Below are 16,460 nucleotides of genomic sequence, written 5' to 3' on the forward strand. Positions count from 1 at the left end.
CACCCCACGGTGACGGTATGCCTAAGACCTGGCGTGTCGCGACGCCCCAGCTACCGCTCCCGCCACGCCGTTTGGCAGTCTGTCTCCGCACCGGGGGATGCACGGGAGGGAAAGACGATCATGAACGCGACGCATACGAGCACGTCCGGGGACCCCCGGGTCGGCTGGAGCAGCGCCGAAGCGCTGCACGCACCCGTCCTGCTGTACCGCCGCGACGGCATACTCCCCACCGTCGCCGCCGCCCTCTCCGTCCGCGGCACCACCCTCACCGGCACGGCCGCCCGAGGCGACCAGCCGCCCGCCCTCCACCCGTTGGTGCAGGACTTCCTCGACACCCTCACCAACGCACAACGCGACCGCTTCACCGGCCGCTGCGCCGAGGCCATCCTGATCTCCCGCCAGATCGCCTCCGCCGACGCCGAACGCAGCAAGCGCGCCGGCCGCAAGCCGATGACCAACGGCGAGGCCCGCAGGGCCCTCAAGGGAGCCAAACTCACCGCACGCCGCATCCGCGAGGACGGCGACCCCCTGCACGGCAGCTTCGCCACCCCCTGCCGCTCCTGCACGGCGCTCAGCGGCCACTTCGGCGTACGCATCGTCGATCCGGCAGCACCGGACGCCTGAACTCCCCCCTCCGCGCACACGTACGCATGACGGCGCCCCACGGCGCCGAGTCCCATCCCTCTACGAACGAAGGGCAGATGCGCTCCGAACGCCCCTCCCCCAGCACCTTCTCCCCGCCCGGGCCGGGAGGACCCACGACACGCTTCCCCGACCCCGTGGACGCCGCGCTGCGCTCGGCGGGATGGCAGCCGGGACGCTGGGACATAAAGCAGGCCGAGTACTGGGCCGACGAACTGCGCGGACACACGTCACCGGCCGGACACCGGCACGCCGTGTTCCCCGCGGCGGTCGAGGCCTGGGCCGAGTTCGGAGGACTGCGCGTCGCCGCCAAGGGGCCCGGACGCCGGCTCGCCCCCGCCGCGCTCCATATCGACCCCCTGCACGGGCTGCACATGGCCCGCACCCTCGGCGACCTCGGCCGCGCGCTCGACACCGAGGTCTGCCCCCTGGGCGAGGAGGCCGACTCCCGCGCCCTGCTCGCCATCGATGCCGAGGGACGCGTCTACACCCTCGACCACACCGGCGACTGGTACCTCGGCCCCCACATCGACGCGGCCCTCACCACCCTCCTCACCGGAGCCTCCCCGGCCCGCCTGACCACCTGACCCCGGCAGGTTTTTTCGCCCCCTCCGCCCCTACCCGACCCGACCCGGGGCTCCGCCCCGGACCCCGCTCCTCAAACGCCGGAGGGGCTGAAACTTTCCCCGGCCGGGACTGAAAACTGCACCCGCAGCCGGGATCCGGCGGAAGGGGCCGTGCCGGTACATCGATGCCCGTCGCCACCGACGGCCACATCTCCGTCCAACGGCGACGGGCTGATGCACCGGCACGGCCCCGACCCACCACCGGACCGGCACCGCACCGCACCGCACCGCACCGCCCGGAGGGCTACGCGGGGATGACGGCCGACACCCGGAACCCACCCGCATCGGTCGGCCCCGACACGAACACACCCCCCAGAGCGGCCACCCGCTCCTTCATCCCCAGCAACCCGTTCCCCCCACTGGGCAGCCCCACGGACGACCCCGCCCCCACCTCCGGCGGACACTCGTTCTCCACCTGCATCGCGATCTCGGACACCCGGTGCGCCAGCCGGACGTACGTCTTGGCCCCCGCCGCGTGCTTGTGGACGTTCGTGAGCGCCTCCTGCACCACCCGGTAGGCGGTCTGCTCGATCTCACGGGCGTACCCGCGCAGATCCCCCTCGACCGACAGCGCCACGACCATCCCCGCCGCCGCCGACTGCCCGATCAGCTCGTCGATCTCGGCCAGACTCGGCCCCTCACCGCCCCCGGAGTCGTCCGCCACCCGCGACGCGGCCGCGGCGGCCGCGGCGGCCGCCGCACCCACCGCCGCCAGCGGCACCGACGGCACCCGCGCGTCCAGCCCGTCCCCCGTACGCAGCACCCCCAGCATCTCCCTCAGCTCCGTGAGCGCCTGACGCCCCATGTCCCCCACCAGGGCGGCGTTCTTCACGGCCTTCTCGGGATCCTTCCGGGCGACCGCCTGCAGCGCCGCCGCGTGCACGACCATCAGGGAGACCCGGTGCGCGACCACGTCGTGCATCTCCCGCGCGATCCGGGTGCGCTCCTCGTTGCGCGCCCACTCCGCCCGCTCCTCCGCCCGCTCCGCGAGCAGCTGCAGCTCCCGCTCCAGCGAGTCCGCCCGCTCCCGCAGGCTCTCCATCAGCCGCCGCCTGGCCCCCATGTACAGCCCGAGCAGCACGGGCGGCGCCGTCATCCCGATCGCCGTCGTGAGGGAGGCGAACGGGACCAGCCAGCTCCCCATCGGCACGTCCCCGCGCACCACGCTCTGGTGCGCCCGGACGAACGTCACGATCAGCATGCCGACGAAGGACATCCCGGCCAGCGCCGCGGTGATGCGCCGCGGCAGCTCGGACGCGGCGAGCGTGTAGAGCCCGACGAGCCCCATCAGGAACCCCATCTGGGCGGGCGTGATCGCGATGGACACCAGGACGACCGCGATCGGCCACTTCCGCCGCACCAGCAGCACGGACCCCGAGACCGCCCCGAACACCACACCCACCGGGGCCGGCAGTCCCGCGTCGTGCGCGAAGCGGACCCCCTCGCTGCCGCACTCGAACGCGGACACCAGGGCGAGCCCCGCGTCCAGCACGGCACCGCGCCATCCGACCCACCACCACGGCCCGGTCCCGGCCGCGGTGTGCTCTTCCCCCGTCGTGGTCATGGCTCCAGCCTACGGTCGCACCCTTGACCATTTCCGGTGAGTTTCTCCGACTGGCCTACACCACATCTCACCCTCGAACAGACCCGAAACCTACCGATATCCCTCGAACTATTGAATCGATCACCGTTCGACCCCGGAATTCCACATTCCGACCCGACGGTATGCCCATGGCACATCCATCCGGCAAGTACGCGAATTTCGAGACCTTGCGCGAAGAAGCAGTGACGCTGCGCCGAGCGGGCCTCAGCCGCCGCCAGATCCGCGACCGCCTGCGCATCCACAACAACGACATCCTCAACCGCCTCCTCCAGGGCGAACCGCCCCCGGACTGGACCAGGCGCCCCCGCGCGAAGGACGACCTCCGCGCCAGGGCCCGCGAGCTACGCCTCCAGGGCTGGACCTACGACCGGATCCAGGTCGAACTGGGCTGCTCGAAGAGCTCGATCTCCTTGTGGGTCCGGGACCTGCCGAAGCCGGAACGGCGGGACCCGACCGAGCAGGCGAAGCTCGCGGTCCGCAAGAGGTGGGACCACGAGCTCGCCGTGCGGGACGAGCAGCGGCAGCAGACCAAGGCGGCCGCCGCGAGCGAGATCGGCGCGATGACCGACCGAGAGCTGTTCATGGCCGGCGTCGCCTTGTACTGGGCCGAAGGGACCAAGGACAAGCCCTACGCCCGACGGGAAAACGTGATCTTCGTCAACAGCGATCCGGGCGTGATTCGGGTCTACCTCGAGTGGCTGGATCTGCTGGACGTGACGCCGGATCGGCTGCGCTTCCGCGTCATGATCCACGAAACCGCGGATGTGGCCGCCGCCGAACAGTACTGGTCCGCCCTCGTCGGGATCGACGCTTCCGCCCTCCAACTGACGACGCTCAAGAAGCACAACCCGAGGACGGTCCGGAAGAACATCGGTGACTCGTACCGGGGTTGTCTGGTCGTCAGAGTCTTGAAGGGTGCCGACTTGTACCGTCGCATCGAAGGCTGGTGGTCTGGCATGGTGGTGGAGGCCACGCGGCGAACCGCGTAGGCTTCACCTGGTAATCCCCCGTGGTGTAATCGGCAACACACGTCACTTTGGATGATGTATTTCAGGTTCGAGTCCTGGCGGGGGAGCGATGCTCGGTCCGGGCCCTGACCTCTGTCAGGGCCCTTCCTCATATCCCTCCTGTTTCGCCCCGGTATCCTGCGGATGTCCACCCCCCGCCATCCACAGCCGAAGGGCAACCCCGTGAGCGCCATCCGCCCGGCCGCCGTCGTAGTACTCGCAGCGGGTGAGGGCACCCGTATGAAATCGGCCACACCCAAGGTCCTGCACGACATCTGCGGCCGCTCCCTCGTCGGGCACGTGCTGGCCGCCGCGCGCGAGTTGGACCCCGAGAACCTGGTGGTCGTCGTCGGGCACGCGCGCGAGAAGGTCGTCGGGCACCTCGCGGAGATCGACCCGGGCGTCCGGACGGCGGTGCAGGCCGAGCAGAACGGCACCGGGCACGCGGTACGGATGGGCCTCGAGGAGCTCGGCGGCGGCGTGGACGGCACGGTCGTCGTGGTCTGCGGCGACACCCCCCTGCTCAGCGGCGAGACCCTGCTCGCGCTGGCCTCGACCCACAGCGCCGACGGCAACGCCGTCACCGTGCTGACCGCCGAGGTCCCCGACGCCACCGGCTACGGCCGCATCGTGCGGGACGGCGCCAGCGGCGCGGTCACCGCGATCGTCGAGCACAAGGACGCGAGCGACTCGCAGCGCGCGATCCGCGAGATCAACTCAGGCGTCTTCGCCTTCGACGGCCGGCTGCTCGCCGACGCCCTCGGCAAGGTGCGGACGGACAACAGCCAGGGCGAGGAGTACCTGACGGACGTCCTCGGCATCCTGCGCGAGGCCGGGCACCGCGTGGGCGCGTCCGTCGCCGCCGACCACCGCGAGATCGCCGGCATCAACAACCGCGTCCAGCTCGCCGAGGCCCGCCGCATCCTGAACGACCGGCTGCTCACGCGGGCCATGCTGGCCGGCGTCAGCGTCGTCGACCCCGCGACGACCTGGGTCGACGTGACGGTCACCTTCGAGCCGGACGCGGTCGTGCACCCCGGGACGCAGCTCCTGGGCGCCACCCATGTGGCCGAGGGCGCCGAGGTCGGTCCCCACTGCCGTCTGAAGGACACCCGGGTGGGCGCCGGCGCCCGCGTCGACAACACCGTGGCCGACACCGCCGAGGTGGGTCCCGAGGCGAAGGTGGGTCCGTTCGCGTACCTGCGTCCGGGCACGCGGATCGGTCTGAAGGCCAAGGTCGGCACGTACGTCGAGACGAAGAACGCGACGATCGGCGAGGGGACGAAGATCCCGCACCTGTCGTACGTGGGTGACGCGACGATCGGCGAGTACTCGAACATCGGTGCCGCGAGCGTGTTCGTGAACTACGACGGCCAGGAGAAGCACCACACGACGATCGGGTCGCACTGCCGCACGGGTTCGGACAACATGTTTGTGGCTCCTGTCACGGTCGGGGACGGCGCGTACACCGCGGCGGGCTCCGTCATCACCAAGGACGTGCCGCCCGGCTCGCTGGCCGTGGCCCGTGGTCAGCAGCGCAATATCGAGGGCTGGGTGGCCCGCAAGCGTCCCGGGAGCGCCGCCGCGAAGGCGGCGGAGACGGCCTCCCGGGAACCGGCAGACGAAAGCTGACCGGAAAACGGCACGTCGGGAACGGCGTACCGTGATAAGTGCACATCCGCACCCCAGCTGAGAGAACCTCTCGCAATCCAGCGGGGAAGACCTCTCGCGCCCACTGAGATGACCTCTGAGGAGACAGTGCTGTGACCGGGATCAAGACGACGACCGGCGAGAAGAAGATGATGTTCTTCTCCGGCCGCGCCCACCCCGAGCTTGCCGAGGAGGTCGCCCACAAGCTGGGTGTCGGGGTCGTCCCGACGAAGGCCTTCGACTTCGCGAACGGCGAGATCTACGTTCGCTACCAGGAGTCCGCGCGCGGCGCCGACTGCTTCCTGATGCAGAGCCACACGGCCCCCATCAACAAGTGGATCATGGAACAGCTGATCATGATCGACGCTCTGAAGCGGGCCTCCGCCCGGAGCATCACCGTGATCGTGCCCTTCTACGGTTACGCCCGTCAGGACAAGAAGCACCGCGGACGTGAACCGATCTCGGCGCGTCTGGTCGCCGACCTGATGAAGACGGCCGGCGCGGACCGCATCCTGACGGTCGACCTGCACACGGACCAGATCCAGGGCTTCTTCGACGGCCCGGTGGACCACCTGTTCGCGCTGCCGATCCTCGCCGACTACGTGGGCGCCAAGGTCGACAGCTCCAAGCTGACCGTCGTCTCCCCGGACGCCGGCCGGGTGCGGGTGGCCGACCGCTGGTGCGACCGTCTGGACGCTCCGCTGGCCATCGTGCACAAGCGCCGGGACAAGGACGTCGCCAACCAGGTCACCGTGCACGAGGTGGTCGGTGACGTGAAGGGCCGCGTCTGCGTGCTCGTCGACGACATGATCGACACCGGTGGCACCATCTGCGCCGCCGCGGACGCGCTGTTCGCGCACGGCGCGGAGGACGTCATCGTGACGGCCACGCACGGTGTGCTCTCCGGTCCGGCGGCCGACCGTCTGAAGAACTCGAAGGTCAGCGAGTTCATCTTCACGGACACCCTGCCGACCCCGGGTGAGCTGGAGCTCGACAAGATCACGGTGCTCTCGATCGCCCCGACGATCGCGGACGCGGTGCGTGAGGTCTTCGAGGACGGTTCGGTGACGAGCCTGTTCGAGGAGCAGTAGGCCCCGGCCCCGCCGGTCGCCTAGATCGATTTCTTGTACGGCCTCCCCGCCCCGTAAGCTGTCACAGTTGCTCGGCGAGGGAGGCCGCACTTGTGTGCGGCGGTCCGTTATCGACGCGCTCTTCGTAGCAGGCCGATGGTTTGGCCGGGTGACCTTCTTCCCCAAGATCTACGAGGAGTGAACATGTCCGAGGTGAAGCTCGCCGCCGAGTCCCGTACCGAGTTCGGCAAGGGTGCCGCCCGCCGCGTCCGTCGCGAGGGCAAGGTTCCCGGTGTCGTCTACGGTCACGGCACGGACCCGGTCCACGTGACGCTGCCGGGCCACGAGCTGCTGCTCGCGCTGCGCACGCCGAACGTCCTGATCTCCCTGGACCTCGACGGCAAGTCCGAGCTGGCGATCCCGAAGGCCGTCCAGCGCGACGCCATCAAGGGCTTCCTCGAGCACGTGGACCTGCTCCTCGTGAAGCGTGGCGAGAAGGTCACCGTCGAGGTTCCCGTGCAGACCGAGGGTGAGCTGGCCCCGGGCAGCTTCCTCGTCGAGAACGTGCTGAACACCCTGACGGTCGAGGCCGAGGCCACCCACATCCCGGAGTCGGTCACCGTCTCCATCGAGGGCCTGGAGGCCGGCGACTCCATCCACGCCAAGGACATCAAGCTCCCCAAGGGCACCACGCTGGCGATCGACGAGGACGCGGTCGTCATCCAGATCCTGTCGGCGCAGGCCGAGGAGCCGGCCGCCGAGGGCGAGACCGAGGCTGCCGCCGAGGCCTGATCCCCCCGGAATCTTCATCTGTGTCAGCCGCCGCTCCTTCCCGGGAGCGGCGGCTGCCGCGTATCAAGGACACATGGGAGACACGGACGTGACGACCGACGCCAATGCGCCCTGGCTGATCGTGGGCCTCGGCAATCCGGGCCCCGAGTACGCCATGAACCGGCACAATGTGGGCTTCATGGTGGCCGATCTGCTGGCGGAGCGGGTCGGCGGGAAGTTCAAGCGGGCGGGCAAGGCGCAGGCCCAGGTGATCGAGGGGCGGATCGGCCCGCCGGGTCCGGCGAACCGCCGGGTGATCCTGGCCAAGCCGATGTCGTACATGAACCTGTCGGGCGGTCCGGTGACCGCGCTGCGGGACTTCTACAAGGTGCCGACGGCGAACATCGTGACCGTCCACGACGAGCTCGACATCGACTACGGCGTGCTGCGGCTGAAGCTGGGCGGCGGCGACAACGGTCACAACGGGCTGAAGTCGATGACGAAGGCGATGGGCGCGGACTACCACCGGGTGCGGTTCGGCATCGGGCGGCCTCCGGGCCGGATGCAGGTCGCGGACTTCGTGCTGAAGGACTTCGGGTCCGCGGAGCGCAAGGAGCTGGACTACTTCGTGGACCGGGCGGCGGACGCGGTGGAGTGTCTGGTGATCGAGGGCCTGGAGCGGGCCCAGGGCACGTACAACTCCTGAGGGCCGGTCCGGATCGCGGGGGTCCGGGGCCGGGTGGCCGACGTACTCGTACAACTGCCGACTTGTCCCCTGCCGGGGTTGACCGAGCGCACGGCCATGGCCAATGATCCCCGCCATGCCTGCCGTCGCCGCACATCGAGGCTCCCGCCGGAGCGCACACCCCGCGCTGCGTCTCGGACAGCTCGCGGTGATGGGCGTGGTCACCGGGCTCATCCTGATCGCGGGCGTCTGGGCCTCCTGGGGCACCGCCCAGCACGTGATGCTGGGCAAGGGCCGGGAGCAGGGCACGATCGCCGTGCGGTCGTGCTCGGGGGACGTCTGTACGGGGCCGTACACGCCGGTGTCGCCGGGTTCGCGGGCGCGCTCCCGTGTCGTCATCGACCAGTCGGTGGCGGTGGAGAAGGGCCGGACGTACACGGTCACGGTGAAGCCCGGCAGCGACGAGGTCGTCCGCAGCGGCCCGGCCGGTCTGCTCTACGCCTGGGTCCCGCTGGCGGGGGCCCTGCTGCTGGCCTCGGTGGTGGTCGCGGGCGGTCTGCGGCTGACCCGCGCGGCCTGGGTGATGGCGGGCGCGGGGATCGCCCTGTTGACGGCCACGATCCTGGTCCTCTAGCCCCTCACGGGACACGCACGGGAATCCGCCCGGGCCCGGAAGCCCGGAAGCCCGGAAGTCCGGAGGTCCCACGGACGCGCGAAGGCGCCCTCCGCGCTCGTACGGGTACGAGCGCGGAGGGCGCCTTCTCGTGCGTCGGTGTGCGTCGGCGCGCGTCAGCCGGTGTTGCGCAGGCCCGCCGCCACACCGTTGACCGTCAGGAGCAGGGCCCGCGAGAGCAGCGGGTCCGCCGCCTGGCCGGCCGCGGCCTCGTCGCGCTGGCGCTTGAGGAGGGCGACCTGGAGGTAGGAGATCGGGTCCAGGTAGGCGTCGCGGATGGCGAAGGTCTGCTGGAGCACCGGGTTGGTGTCGAGCAGCTTCTCGCCGCCGGTGACCCGCAGCACCTCGCGCACGGTCAGCTCGTGTTCGGCCTCGATGGCGTCGAAGACGTGCTTGAGCTCGTCCGGGACGAGGGTGTCGACGTAGTGGCGGGCGATCCGCAGGTCGGTCTTCGCGAGGGTCATCTCGACGTTCGAGATGAAGTTCCGGAAGAAGTGCCACTGCTCGTGCATCTCGTCGAGCACGGTGTCCAGGCCCGCTTCGCGCAGGGCCTTGAGGCCGGAGCCCACGCCGAACCAGCCGGGCACGATCTGCCGGGACTGGGTCCAGCCGAAGACCCACGGGATGGCGCGCAGTCCGTCGAGCGAGACGCCCGAGCCGGGGCGGCGGGAGGGCCGCGAGCCCAGGTGCAGGTCGGCGAGCTGGTCGACGGGCGTGGAGGCGAGGAAGTACGTCGGCAGGTCGGGGTCCTCGACGAGTTCGCGGTAGGCGGCGTGGGCGGCGTCGGAGACGACGTCCATCGCGGCGTCCCAGCGGGCGAGGGCCTCGTCGGACTGGCGGGGTGCGGTGTGCAGGGCGGACGCCTGGAGCGTGGCGGCGACCGTCAGTTCCAGGTTCTCCCTGGCCAGGGAGGGGATGAGGTACTTGTCGGAGATGACCTCGCCCTGCTCGGTCACCTTGATCTCGCCCTCCAGGGTGCCCCAGGGCTGCGCGAGGATCGCGTCGTGCGAGGGGCCGCCGCCGCGGCCGACGGTGCCGCCGCGGCCGTGGAAGAGGCGCAGGCGTACGCCGTAGCGGTGGGCGACGTCGCGCAGCCGGCGCTGGGCGCGGTGGATCTCCCACTGGGAGGTGGTGATGCCGCCGAACTTGGAGGAGTCGGAGTAGCCGAGCATGACCTCCTGGACGTCCCCGCGCAGTGCCACCAGACGGCGGTACGAGGGGTCGGAGAGCATGTCCTCCAGGATGGTGTCCGCGGCCTTGAGCTCGTCGGTGGTCTCCAGGAGGGGCACGATGCCGATCTTGGCCCAGCCGGCGTGCAGGTCGAGCAGTCCGGCCTCGCGGGCGAGGACGGCGGCGGCGAAGACGTCGTCGGCGCCCTGGCACATCGAGATGATGTACGACTCGATGACCTCGGGCCCGAAGACCTTCAGGGCCCTCTTGACGGTCTCGAAGACGCCGAGGGTCTTCTGTCCGGCGGCGTCGAGCGGCGCGGGGGTGGGGGCGAGCGGGCGGCGGGAGCGCAGTTCCTTGGCGAGGAGCTTGGCGCGGTAGTCGCGCGGCATGTCCACGTAGCGCCAGGACTCCTCGCCGAGGCGGTCGAAGAGCTGGCCGAGGGCGTGGTGGTGGGCGTCCGCGTGCTCGCGTACGTCCATGGTGGCGAGCTGGAGGCCGAACGCGGCGAGCGTGCGGATGGTGCGGTTCATGCGGCCGTCGGCGAACAGGCCGCCGCGGTGCTCGCGCAGGGAGGTCTGGATGAGGGTGAGGTCGCGCAGGAGTTCGGCGGTGCCGAGGTAGTCGCGGCCGTCCTCGTGGGGCGTGCCCTTGGCCAGGCGGAGCTTGGTGTTCTCCAGCTTCTGCCGGATGCAGGTGGCCTTGAGGCGGTAGGGCTCCTCGGCGTTGAGGCGCTTGTAGCGGGGGCTGATCTCCGGCAGGAGTTCGAGGTCGCTCTGGAGGGATTCCAGGAGTTCCTCGGTGGCGCCGGTGTAGCGGATGGAGTTCGACAGGAAGCCGCGGAGTTCGTCGATGAGTTCCAGGGCGTCGTTGATGCCGTGCTCGTGCTGGAGGATCAGGACGTCCCAGGTGACGGCGGGGGTGACGTTCGGGTTGCCGTCGCGGTCGCCGCCGATCCAGGTGCCGAAGGTGAGCGGGCGGGTGTCGTCCGGGAGGGCGACGCCGACGCGCTCGAGTTCGGCGGTGAGGTCCTCCAGGACGTCGCCGACGGCGCTCGCGTGGAGCTCGTCGAGGTAGTAGATGGCGTTGCGTGCCTCGTCGGCGGGTTCGGGGCGCACGACCCGGAGTTCGTCCGTCTGCCACACCAGGTCGATGTTCTCGGCCAGACGGGTGTCGTAGCGGCGGCGGTCGGCCTCGATGACCGGGGTCTCCAGGAGCGCGGCGATGCGCCGCAGCTTGTTGAGGACCGAGCGCCGGGCCGCCTCCGTGGGGTGGGCGGTGAAGACGGGGCGGACGTTGAGGTTCTTGACCGTCTGGCGCAGGTGCTCGGGGTCGGCGTCCTTGAGCCGGTCGGCCGTCCGGGCGAGGAGGCCGCCCTCGGCGGCGCGCTTGGCGCGCAGTTCGCGGCCGCGGTGCACCTGTTCGGTGACGTTGGCGAGGTGGAAGTAGGTCGAGAAGGCACGGACCAGCTTGGCGGCGGTCTCCAGTTCGGTGCCGCGCAGCAGCTCGGCGGCGGCCTCGCCGTCCTCGCGGGTCAGGCGGCGGACCTTCTCGACCAGCTCCAGGAGCTCGGGGCCCTCCTGCCGGACAAGGGTCTCGCCGAGCAGGTCGCCCAGGCGGCGGATGTCGGCGCGCAGTTCGCTGCTGGTCGTCGTGGTCTGGTCGTCGGCACTGCTCACAGGTGCGGCTCCTTGCAGTGGTGAAGCTCGTCTGAAGAGTGGGGAATCTCGTTCGAAGCTCGTCTGGGAGGGAACCCGGGTGACGACCGCGCGCGGCGGGTGCCGCTTAGGGAGGTGGCATCCGGGAAGAAATCAGAGCGGACCGCGCTGTCCGACCGATACCAAGGATAGGTGTCCCCCCGGACGCGCAGGCCCACGGGCTCTTGCCGCCGGGCTACGCGCTGACATACTTACGACGCCGTAGGTTACGGATCCGTAGGTACTCCCGTCGGACAGCGGGGAGACCCTGGGTTCGCACCCGGACACCCTTCCCCGCCGTTCCTCACCCTCGAACCCCACAGGGGACGCCCATGGCCACGAGTTCCGATGTGATCGACGACGCCCCGCGGGCGGACGGCGACGACGCCCCGCTTCCCGCCGCGACCCTCGGCGGCGAGAAGAAGGGGTCGCTCGAACAGATCACCCTCCTCCTCTTCATCGCCGTCCCGTTCCTGGCGCTGCTCGCCGCGGTGCCGCTGGCCTGGGGACGGGGGCTGAGCTGGCTGGACGTCGGCCTGCTGGTCTTCTTCTATTACCTGGGCTGCCACGGCGTCACCATCGGGTACCACCGCTACTTCACCCACGGCTCGTTCAAGGCGAAGCGTCCCCTGCGGATCGCGATCGCGATCGCGGGGTCGATGGCGGTCGAGGGTCCTCTCGTGCGCTGGGTGGCCGACCACCGCAAGCACCACAGGTTCTCCGACGCGGAGGGGGACCCGCACTCGCCGTGGCGGTACGGGGAGACGGTCCCGGCGCTGATGAAGGGCCTGTGGTGGGCGCACATCGGCTGGATGTTCGACGAGGAGCGGACCTCTCAGGAGAAGTACGCGCCGGATCTGGTCAGGGACCCGGTGATCCGGGCGATCTCGCGTCAGTTCATCCTCTGGACGGTTCTCTCGCTGGCCCTGCCGGCCCTGATCGGCGGTCTGGTGACGATGTCGTGGTGGGGCGCGTTCACCGGGTTCTTCTGGGGGTCACTCGTCCGGGTGGCTCTGCTGCACCATGTGACCTGGTCGATCAACTCGATCTGCCACGCGGTCGGCAAGCGCCCCTTCAAGTCGCGTGACCGTTCGGGCAACGTGTGGTGGCTGGCGGTGCTCTCGTGCGGGGAGTCCTGGCACAACCTCCACCACTCCGACCCCACGTCCGCCCGGCACGGTGTGGACCGCGGCCAGCTCGACTCCTCGGCGCGGATCATCCGCTGGTTCGAACAGCTCGGATGGGCCTACGACGTGCGCTGGCCGTCACGCTCGCGTATCGATTCGCGCCGCAGCGACGACGGGAACGGCTCCCGGCGCGAGACGGAAACCGCCGAAGCGGCATGATTGACGGCGTGGCGACCGACTCCAGCAGCACCCCGAGCAGCAACGAAAAGCCGCGGCGTGCGCGCCGCACCCGCATGACCGGCGCCGAGCGCCGTCAGCAGCTGCTGGAGATCGGCCGCACCCTGTTCGCGGCCAAGGGGTTCGAGGGCACGTCGGTGGAGGAGATCGCGGCCAAGGCCGGTGTCTCCAAGCCGGTGGTCTACGAGCACTTCGGCGGCAAGGAGGGCCTGTACGCGGTGGTGGTCGACCGTGAGATGCGGCGGCTGCTGGACATGGTGACCGGCTCGCTGACGGCGGGCCACCCGCGGGAGCTGTGCGAGCAGGCGGCGTTCGCCCTCCTGGACTACATCGAGGAGTACACGGACGGCTTCCGCATCCTGGTCCGCGACTCCCCCATCCCGCAGTCGACGGGGTCGTTCGCGTCCCTGATCTCGGACATCGCCACCCAGGTGGAGGACATCCTGGGCCGTGAGTTCAAGAGCCGCGGCTTCGACCCGAAGCTGGCGCCGCTGTACGCCCAGGCGCTGGTCGGCATGGTCGCGCTGACGGGCCAGTGGTGGCTGGACGTCCGCAAGCCGCGCAAGGCGGAGGTGGCCGCGCACCTGGTGAACCTGGCGTGGCACGGTCTGGACGGTCTGGAGCCGAAGCCGCGGTTGATAGGGCACCGCAAGGCCTGAGGGCGCGGTGCACGCTCCCGGTTCAGCCGGGGTCCGGGAGCGGCTCCAGGAATTCGAGGCGGTTGCCGACGGGGTCCTCGGAGAAGAAGCGCCGGTGGCCGGGCAGGTCCTCGTCCCAGGTGACGGGGGCGCCGGTGGCGGCGATGCGGGCGGCCAGGGCGTCGATGCCGGTGACGCGCAGTCCGGGGTGGGCCTTCTTCGCGGGGCGGAAGGCGGTCTCGATCCCGAGGTGCAGCTGGACGGTTCCGGTCCGGAACCAGCAGCCCCCGCGGCCGGCGAGGGCGGGCGGCTTGGGTGTCTCGGTCATGCCGAGGGCGCCCGTGTAGTAGGCGCGCAGGCGGTCCTCGGAGCCCGGCGGGGCGGCGAGCTGGACGTGGTCGAGCGCGGTGATCATCAGGCCTCCTTGCAGGCCACGGCGAACAGCCGGCGAAACGGCAGCACCGTGCCGTAGGGCTCGGCCGGGTAGGCCTCGCGCAGCAGGTCCCGGTAGGCGGCGACGAAGGCGTCCTGGGCTTCGGGGTCGTCCGCGAGGGCGGTCAGCACGGGTCGCAGCGCGGTTCCCTTCGTCCAGTCGAGCACGGGGTCCGGCCCGGTCAGCAGTTGCATGTACGTGGTCTCCCAGACGTCCGTGCGGCAGCCGGCGCGCTCCAGGCGATCCAGGTAGACGAGCGGGGCGTGGACCGAGTCGGCGGGGCGGACGGTGTCGCCGAGGAGGCCCTTCCAGCGCGGGGAGGCGGCGAGTTCGCGCAGCAGGACGTGCAGCGGGGCGTCGGTGTTGTTCGGCACCTGGAAGGCGAGGGTGCCGCCGGGCGCGAGGGCGTCGAGCCAGCCGGGGAGCAGGTCCAGGTGTCCCGGCACCCACTGGAGCGCGGCGTTCGAGGTGATCAGGTCGTACGTCTCGGCGGGCACCCAGTCGGTGAGGTCGGCGTGGGCGAAGTCGAGCCGTCCGCCGTCGGCCGTGGGACCGGCGTGCTCCTCGGTCCTGGCCAGCATGTCGGCGGAGTTGTCGTAGCCGGTGATGTGGGCGGTGGGCCAGCGGACGGCGAGCCGGGCGGTGACGTTGCCGGGGCCGCAGCCGAGGTCGGCGATGCGGGCGGGGTCGCCCGGAAGGTCGCCCACCTGGGCGAGGAGGTCGGCGAAGGGGCGGGCCCGGTGCCGGGAGTGGCGCAGGTACTGGCCCGGGTCCCAGGTGGGGCTGGGGGCGGCGGTCATGGGTGGCCTCCTCGGGAGTCGGCGCGGGGGGAGTCGCGGGCCCCGGAAGGAGCGCCCGCGACCGGACCGTTCGGACCTCCAGCCTCACAGGAAAACTATCTCGACGTCAAGAGACTCGTCATCGAGAAACTCCATCTCAAGAGACTTCATGTCGACACAACCACTACACTGATCGTCATGGAGGACGAGGTCGATCGGCTGGTCGCTGCGTGGCGCCGGGAGCGCCCGGACCTCGACGTGGAACCGCTCGAGGTGCTCAGCCGGGTGAGCAGGCTGGCCCGGCACCTGGACCGCGCGCGCCGGCTCGCCTTCGCCGAGCACGGCCTGGAGCCCTGGGAGTTCGACGTCCTGACCGCGCTGCGGCGCGCGGGATCCCCGTACCAGCTCTCTCCCGGGCAATTGCTGACCCAGACGCTCGTCACCTCGGGCACGATGACGAACCGCATCGACCGCCTGACCAAGAAGGGTCTGGTGGAACGCCTGCCGGACCCGAGCGACCGCAGGGGCGTGCTCGTGCGCCTCACGGACGAGGGGTGCGACCGCGCCGACCAGGCGCTGGCCGGCCTGCTCGACCAGGAGCGGGCGATCCTCGCCGAGCTGAGCCGGGCCCAGCGCGGCGAACTGGCGGGACTGCTACGCCAGTTGACCGCCCCGTTCGACAACATCCCCGGTTAGGTCGACGGGTCCGACCCCGGCACGCCGGGCCAGGGCCACGGCGGCGAGGGTGGAGTGCACCCCGAGCTTGCCGAGGACGTTCTGCATGTGGGTGCGGACGGTGTGCGGCGACAGGAAGAGCCGCTCGGCCACCGCCTTGCGCCCGAGCCCGGCGACCATGCACCGCAGCACCTCGCGCTCCCGGGGCGTGAGCGACTCGACGAGCCGCTCGCTCTCGGTGCGGTGCTTGCGCGCGGCGGTGAGTTCCCGGAGCACTCCGGTGAGCAGGGCGGGCGGCAGATGGGTCTCGTCGCGCAGCACACCCCGTATGACGGTGAGCAGCCGCGACAGCGAGCAGTCCTTGGCGACCCACCCCGAGGCCCCGGCCTGCAGGGCGAGCGCGGCCCTGCGCGGCTCGTCCTTCTCGGCCAGCACGACGGTCCGTACGCCCGGCTGTCCGGAGCGCACTCCGGCGACGAGCGAGATGCCGTCGACCAGGTTGTCCTCGTTGCTCTCCTGGACGGGCACCGCCGGACGCACGCCGGGCAGGTTGCCGCCCAGGTCGGCGTCGACGAGCAGCACGTCGAAGCGGCGGCCCTCGGCCGCCGCGCGTTCGAGGCAGCGCAGCGCGGCCGGACCGCTGCCGGCGGCGGACACGTCGACGTCGGGCTCGGCCGCGAGCGCGGCGGCGAGCGACTCGGCGAAGATGCGATGGTCGTCGACGACCAGTACTCGGATGCGAACCACAGAAACCCCCACTGTCGGGGGACGGTCCGTACGGGTACGGCGCCCGAGGTGATCCCGGACCCGCTCACGAGCCGGAAAACGAGGCGCCTCCGCCGCACGGCCGCCGCCGTGCTGGAAGTGCTACCCCCACTTCGGGCGTCGTACCCGACTGTCTCGCCCCCTGATCAGCACCGGCCCCCACCGGCACTGTTCATCAGAGTACGGGCGGGGGCGGGGAGCGGAAGGCAATT

16 protein-coding genes and 1 tRNA gene are annotated in these 16,460 nt (G+C 70.8%); 12 read left to right on the top strand and 5 right to left on the bottom strand.

Annotation, left to right across the window (positions count from 1 at the left end; genetic code table 11):
• Positions 1 to 120 precede the first annotated feature (120 nt).
• Complete coding sequence (locus ACICHK_RS17300) at positions 121 to 624, top strand: YwqJ-related putative deaminase (RefSeq protein ID WP_151471319.1); 504 nt, start codon at positions 121 to 123, stop codon at positions 622 to 624.
• A 77-nt stretch (positions 625 to 701) separates the two neighbouring features.
• Positions 702 to 1,229: an SUKH-3 domain-containing protein gene (locus tag ACICHK_RS17305; protein ID WP_406837607.1), complete on the top strand. Its 528-nt coding sequence runs from the start codon at positions 702 to 704 to the stop codon at positions 1,227 to 1,229.
• Positions 1,230 to 1,512: 283 nt separating this feature from the next.
• Here the strand turns inward: ACICHK_RS17305 and ACICHK_RS17310 are convergent, their stop codons facing one another.
• Positions 1,513 to 2,832, bottom strand: a complete 1,320-nt coding sequence (locus tag ACICHK_RS17310) for a sensor histidine kinase (protein ID WP_151471321.1) — start codon at positions 2,830 to 2,832, stop codon at positions 1,513 to 1,515.
• Positions 2,833 to 2,999: 167 nt separating this feature from the next.
• Here ACICHK_RS17310 and ACICHK_RS17315 point away from each other — a divergent pair, with 167 nt between their 5' ends.
• The 7 genes from ACICHK_RS17315 (at position 3,000) to ACICHK_RS17345 (ending at position 8,688) form a co-directional block, all read left to right on the top strand.
• Positions 3,000 to 3,860: a hypothetical protein gene (locus ACICHK_RS17315; RefSeq protein ID WP_406837608.1), complete on the top strand. Its 861-nt coding sequence runs from the start codon at positions 3,000 to 3,002 to the stop codon at positions 3,858 to 3,860.
• Positions 3,861 to 3,874: 14 nt separating this feature from the next.
• Positions 3,875 to 3,946 (top strand) — tRNA-Gln (locus tag ACICHK_RS17320).
• A gap of 115 nt (positions 3,947 to 4,061) precedes the next feature.
• Positions 4,062 to 5,510 (top strand): bifunctional UDP-N-acetylglucosamine diphosphorylase/glucosamine-1-phosphate N-acetyltransferase GlmU, encoded by a 1,449-nt coding sequence (gene glmU, locus ACICHK_RS17325; protein WP_151471323.1) that lies wholly within the window; start codon positions 4,062 to 4,064, stop codon positions 5,508 to 5,510.
• A gap of 131 nt (positions 5,511 to 5,641) precedes the next feature.
• The gene (locus tag ACICHK_RS17330) at positions 5,642 to 6,619 is read left to right on the top strand and encodes a ribose-phosphate diphosphokinase (protein WP_406837609.1); all 978 of its coding nucleotides are present in this window, start codon (positions 5,642 to 5,644) and stop codon (positions 6,617 to 6,619) included.
• A gap of 183 nt (positions 6,620 to 6,802) precedes the next feature.
• Positions 6,803 to 7,390: a 50S ribosomal protein L25/general stress protein Ctc gene (locus ACICHK_RS17335; RefSeq protein WP_406837610.1), complete on the top strand. Its 588-nt coding sequence runs from the start codon at positions 6,803 to 6,805 to the stop codon at positions 7,388 to 7,390.
• A gap of 73 nt (positions 7,391 to 7,463) precedes the next feature.
• Positions 7,464 to 8,075, top strand: coding sequence for an aminoacyl-tRNA hydrolase (gene pth / locus ACICHK_RS17340; protein WP_103553205.1), 612 nt, complete (start codon positions 7,464 to 7,466; stop codon positions 8,073 to 8,075).
• Positions 8,076 to 8,178: 103 nt separating this feature from the next.
• Entirely contained in the window at positions 8,179 to 8,688 is a 510-nt protein-coding gene (locus tag ACICHK_RS17345; protein WP_406837611.1) for a hypothetical protein, read from the top strand.
• Between the two features lie 155 nt (positions 8,689 to 8,843).
• Here the strand turns inward: ACICHK_RS17345 and ppc are convergent, their stop codons facing one another.
• Positions 8,844 to 11,576, bottom strand: a complete 2,733-nt coding sequence (ppc, locus tag ACICHK_RS17350; RefSeq protein ID WP_151471328.1) for a phosphoenolpyruvate carboxylase — start codon at positions 11,574 to 11,576, stop codon at positions 8,844 to 8,846.
• 350 nt (positions 11,577 to 11,926) lie between these two features.
• Between ppc and ACICHK_RS17355 the strand changes: the two genes are divergently transcribed.
• Complete coding sequence (locus ACICHK_RS17355) at positions 11,927 to 12,940, top strand: acyl-CoA desaturase (RefSeq protein ID WP_406837612.1); 1,014 nt, start codon at positions 11,927 to 11,929, stop codon at positions 12,938 to 12,940.
• Positions 12,937 to 13,617, top strand: coding sequence for a TetR/AcrR family transcriptional regulator (locus ACICHK_RS17360; RefSeq protein WP_151471330.1), 681 nt, complete (start codon positions 12,937 to 12,939; stop codon positions 13,615 to 13,617). The genes ACICHK_RS17355 and ACICHK_RS17360 overlap by 4 nt, the downstream gene beginning before the upstream one ends.
• 22 nt (positions 13,618 to 13,639) lie before the next feature.
• On the opposite strand, the gene ACICHK_RS17365 is transcribed toward ACICHK_RS17360, so the two are convergent.
• Together ACICHK_RS17365 and ACICHK_RS17370 are read right to left on the bottom strand one after the other, a co-directional pair.
• Complete coding sequence (locus ACICHK_RS17365; RefSeq protein ID WP_406837613.1) at positions 13,640 to 14,011, bottom strand: VOC family protein; 372 nt, start codon at positions 14,009 to 14,011, stop codon at positions 13,640 to 13,642.
• On the bottom strand, positions 14,011 to 14,829 hold the full coding sequence (locus tag ACICHK_RS17370) for a trans-aconitate 2-methyltransferase (protein WP_406837614.1): 819 nt from the start codon (positions 14,827 to 14,829) through the stop codon (positions 14,011 to 14,013). The genes ACICHK_RS17365 and ACICHK_RS17370 overlap by 1 nt, the downstream gene beginning before the upstream one ends.
• 177 nt (positions 14,830 to 15,006) lie before the next feature.
• Here ACICHK_RS17370 and ACICHK_RS17375 point away from each other — a divergent pair, with 177 nt between their 5' ends.
• Positions 15,007 to 15,504: a MarR family winged helix-turn-helix transcriptional regulator gene (locus ACICHK_RS17375; RefSeq protein WP_103553555.1), complete on the top strand. Its 498-nt coding sequence runs from the start codon at positions 15,007 to 15,009 to the stop codon at positions 15,502 to 15,504.
• Here ACICHK_RS17375 and ACICHK_RS17380 read toward each other — a convergent pair.
• Positions 15,463 to 16,230 (bottom strand): response regulator transcription factor, encoded by a 768-nt coding sequence (locus tag ACICHK_RS17380; RefSeq protein WP_151471333.1) that lies wholly within the window; start codon positions 16,228 to 16,230, stop codon positions 15,463 to 15,465. The genes ACICHK_RS17375 and ACICHK_RS17380 overlap by 42 nt on opposite strands.
• Between the last annotated feature and the right edge of the window lie 230 nt (positions 16,231 to 16,460).

It is taken from the genome of Streptomyces sp. AHU1 (assembly GCF_045343905.1).
GTDB lineage: Bacteria > Actinomycetota > Actinomycetes > Streptomycetales > Streptomycetaceae > Streptomyces > Streptomyces triticiradicis.

Bases quoted from the DNA above. Each gene is read 5' to 3' on its own strand.
- ACICHK_RS17300 (WP_151471319.1), top strand. From the start codon at position 121: ATGAACGCGACGCATACGAGCACGTCCGGGGACCCCCGGGTCGGCTGG.
- ACICHK_RS17305 (WP_406837607.1), top strand. From the start codon at position 702: ATGCGCTCCGAACGCCCCTCCCCCAGCACCTTCTCCCCGCCCGGGCCG.
- ACICHK_RS17310 (WP_151471321.1), bottom strand. From the start codon at position 2,832: ATGACCACGACGGGGGAAGAGCACACCGCGGCCGGGACCGGGCCGTGG.
- ACICHK_RS17315 (WP_406837608.1), top strand. From the start codon at position 3,000: ATGGCACATCCATCCGGCAAGTACGCGAATTTCGAGACCTTGCGCGAA.
- ACICHK_RS17335 (WP_406837610.1), top strand. From the start codon at position 6,803: ATGTCCGAGGTGAAGCTCGCCGCCGAGTCCCGTACCGAGTTCGGCAAG.
- pth (WP_103553205.1), top strand. From the start codon at position 7,464: ATGGGAGACACGGACGTGACGACCGACGCCAATGCGCCCTGGCTGATC.
- ACICHK_RS17345 (WP_406837611.1), top strand. From the start codon at position 8,179: ATGATCCCCGCCATGCCTGCCGTCGCCGCACATCGAGGCTCCCGCCGG.
- ACICHK_RS17355 (WP_406837612.1), top strand. From the start codon at position 11,927: ATGGCCACGAGTTCCGATGTGATCGACGACGCCCCGCGGGCGGACGGC.
- ACICHK_RS17360 (WP_151471330.1), top strand. From the start codon at position 12,937: ATGATTGACGGCGTGGCGACCGACTCCAGCAGCACCCCGAGCAGCAAC.
- ACICHK_RS17365 (WP_406837613.1), bottom strand. From the start codon at position 14,011: ATGATCACCGCGCTCGACCACGTCCAGCTCGCCGCCCCGCCGGGCTCC.
- ACICHK_RS17370 (WP_406837614.1), bottom strand. From the start codon at position 14,829: ATGACCGCCGCCCCCAGCCCCACCTGGGACCCGGGCCAGTACCTGCGC.
- ACICHK_RS17375 (WP_103553555.1), top strand. From the start codon at position 15,007: ATGGAGGACGAGGTCGATCGGCTGGTCGCTGCGTGGCGCCGGGAGCGC.